Consider the following 3,282-nt stretch of genomic DNA (forward strand, 5'->3'; position numbering starts at 1 on the left):
TCGGAGGGAGGAGAGCGTAGCGGATATGGGCGCCCCCCTCCTGCGAAATGCGAAGAAGGTTAGCGAAGCTGCCGAAGCAACTCCCACGAGGGTCGTACCCCTCCAGCTGGCCGAGACGCAGATCGTGGATGTTGAAGCCCTTGAGAAGGAGGTGAGAACCTTGGTGGAAGAGGCAGGGAAGTACAGGCAGTTCCTCAGGAAGCTGGATGAAGCCAGAGAAGGAGGTAGAATTTCGGAGAAGGCTTATGAAGAGCTGAAAAAGGAGTATTCAGAAAAGCTCATCGAGATAGAGAATAGGATAAAAGAACTTGAGAAGCGAATTGCCTCCCGAGGGTAATGCACAGTCAGAGAGATGAAAAGCATCTCATTTGGTTATAGATCTATAAGCTTCTCAATCTATTGACTAGATGCAAAATAGCATTGTAAACATTGCTGGGCAGAGACCCGCCCTTGTACAAGGCTCTTGTCACATCTATTACAACATCGAGGAGCCTCTCTCCCGCTTGCGCATGCTCGATCTCCCTCCTCCCGCGCTCCACCTCCTCCCTCGTCTGCGCTATCTCGCGCGTCAAAGATGCCAGCTTGACCTTCAGATCCTCTCGCCCCTCGATGAGCGCCCTGGCCTCCAGGATCTCTCTTTCAGCCTCCAGCCCGCTCAACTTCTTCTCCAGCGCCGCGAACCTCTCCCTGAGCTGCCCGATGTCGGGCGCGCCGCCGCCACCCAGCGCCCACCGCCTGATCGCCGCCAGGTCGGCGTCCACCTTCTGCAGCCTCTCCTGCAGAGCCGTGACCTCGGCGCTCCTGTCCACCCCCCTCACCCTCTCGTCGAGCCTGATCACCTCGATCCTGCGCGCGAGCTCCTGGCGCTGCCTGCTTACCTGCTCCACAACGCCCTGGACGACGTCGAGCAAGCGCTCCGCCTCTTCCACGAGCCCCTCCAGCTTCGCCACGTACTCCCTTTTAAGCTCCTCCTTCGCCGACTCCTCGCTGCGCTCCTCGCTCAGCTTACGGAGACTCTCCAGTAGGTGCGCTATGCCCTTCACGACGTCGGAGAGGCCGGCCGGCGGGAGGGGCTTGACGCCGAGTGAGGGGCACTTGGACGCGATCTCTTCGAGCTTAGCCACATAGGAGGAGGGATCCAGCTGGCCGGTGATGAACGCCACATTGAGCTTCCCAACCTCGCTCAGCAGCCGCTCCTTGACGGCCTTCGAGGATGGAGGCACCCTCAGGATCTTCAGGTAGCCCTTCTTCTCGAGCGAGTAGAGCGCGAGCTCCAGTGCCTCGTGCGTGAGTTCGACCGTGCCGCTGATCTTCCCGCTAATGCGCGCCGCCAGCTCCTCCAGTTCGAACTCCACCCTCGAACCCTTCGCCATCTCCCTCAGGGCCGCGAGAACGGCGAGCTCGGGCTCGGAGAGGTCGCTCAGGAGCCATCACCCCAGCTCGTAGTGCTCGTCGTACACTTCCCCAGAGGGTGGAGGGCGGGCTGGGGTGCCCATCGCAACGACAGCCGCCACGGCCGCTACAGCCGCTACAGCCGCCGCTACGCTCCAAACGCCCGTGTAGACATCGCCCAGCGTCAAGCGCACCCTGTACTCCCCCCCGTGAGCGCGAAGCACTCCCTCGGCCACGTAGCCTCTCTGCAGGATAGGCCAGAACGCGAGTGGCCACAGCTGAACATTGTTCGCGCGGCTAACGTCCCACGGCCCTAGGGATACGTTCCAAGATCCCAAGGGCAAGGTTATGGTAAGGTCCCCCTCTTCGACGCCCTTCATATCAATCTTACCTATGTACAGCGCCCTGCCCAGCCCCTCGAAGCTCACGGTGCCATTGAGCGGAGGCAGCTTGGAAGTGTTCACGTAGACTCTTAGCTCACCCCCCTCCTTCTTTATCCCTACGGCCTGCAGGAGGTCTCTCTCGCACTTTGTCCTGTTGGAGCTCAGCCAGTACGAGCAGCTGAACCTCTGTCCACCGTACTCGAGCGTTACATTGATCGGTTCGTCAATGATGACCACGTTTTCCACGGGAGTCTTGTCGCTGGGGACTTCGCACAGGTACTGCTTTTGATCCTGGCTGTAAGCTAGCGGCACTCTCACCGTGTGCAACCTTACTACTCCGCCGCTGAGCGACTTCCCGGTCTTGTTGCTGTACAAGGTCACCGTCAAGTTTTCCATAGGCACTCTGAAGGTTATATTTACGGGGTAGATGGACCTATCAGGAAGCCGATGAATTAACTTGTCGCTTGAGTTGTAAATGCCGCTGCTGTTTAGCCGCAAGGTGTAAACCTGCAGCGAGAAGTTCTTCCGCCCACAGTTAACGAAGAAGGTGATGTTTACCTCGGCTACCCCCCTCTCGGGTGGACCGAGCAGAAGGCCCCCCTCGAGTTGCTCGCTAAAGCTCTTAGGCCCTACTTTCACCTGTGCCTCTGCGACGAGATTCGCTGCGGGGGGGCTTGGCGATACGGTTAGGTTGACTAGGTACCCTGGAACTAAGGTTACGTTCACTAGCTCTTCGAGGGGCCTGTTGGTGGTTCTGTTTACCAGGAAAAGGAAGGTATCCGTGCGCAGAAAGGCTGTCAGGTTACAGCGGGTACCAGGCGGGAGCGCTGGCAACTTTACCGGCTGCTCCAGAACCCCGTTTGAACCAACCTTTCCCCTAATCGGTGGAATGGAGCGGCTCGGCGCCCCACAGGTTATGTTCACCTCAACCTCACGACCTGCTAACGCCTTAGTGATGTTATAATATATGCGGCGACTGCTTAGAATACTAATGCGCTTTTCTAATAATTTAGGGGATGTGATATTATTTTCTAAGATAAATTTTATCGTTAAATTATCATATGCTTCTTCACTTATCTTTATTCTTATATTAAAAGAAGAGTTCGTATTTCCGCTTAGAACCATCCAGCCTTCATGCCCCTCCAAAGTGACGACTTTAGCAGCATGCTCAGGGGTGAACTCAACCCGAAGGGTCACGTTAGCAGGTACCTTCGCCCTAACGATCAGCCTGAAGGTTAGCGTCTCGCCGCACAAGCCGTCTTCAGGGGCCCCCTCTAGCTGCATTTCGAGTGAGTTGTTACCCTCAGAGTTGGCTGGCGTGAGGGATGCAAGGAGGAGGAGCATGGAATAGATTAAGAAAAGGGCGAACTTTGCCTTGCACACGGCCTATCGCCTGCGCACGCCCGCAGCTAGCTAGAGCCCGCCGGCGACGAGATGAAGGTTAGCTCGAGGACACCGGCGACGTTTATCCTGTCTCCGTGCTTGATCGGCACCGGCCCCTTGCCCC

General features: G+C 57.3%; 3 protein-coding genes. 1 reads left to right on the forward strand and 2 read right to left on the reverse strand.

The window, feature by feature from the left end; all coding sequences use genetic code 11:
* Window positions 1–337 (forward strand): hypothetical protein (locus ACP5KC_RS09580; RefSeq protein WP_428287410.1); only part of this gene is annotated, 337 nt, incomplete at its 5' end.
* 43 nt (window positions 338–380) lie between these two features.
* On the opposite strand, the gene ACP5KC_RS09585 is transcribed toward ACP5KC_RS09580, so the two are convergent.
* Complete coding sequence (locus ACP5KC_RS09585; RefSeq protein ID WP_428287411.1) at window positions 381–1,373, reverse strand: hypothetical protein; 993 nt, start codon at window positions 1,371–1,373, stop codon at window positions 381–383.
* A gap of 57 nt (window positions 1,374–1,430) precedes the next feature.
* Window positions 1,431–3,158 (reverse strand): hypothetical protein, encoded by a 1,728-nt coding sequence (locus ACP5KC_RS09590; protein ID WP_428287412.1) that lies wholly within the window; start codon window positions 3,156–3,158, stop codon window positions 1,431–1,433.
* Between the last annotated feature and the right edge of the window lie 124 nt (window positions 3,159–3,282).

The sequence above is a fragment of the Infirmifilum sp. genome (assembly GCF_049970975.1).
Classification (GTDB): Archaea; Thermoproteota; Thermoprotei; order Thermofilales; family Thermofilaceae; genus Thermofilum; species Thermofilum uzonense.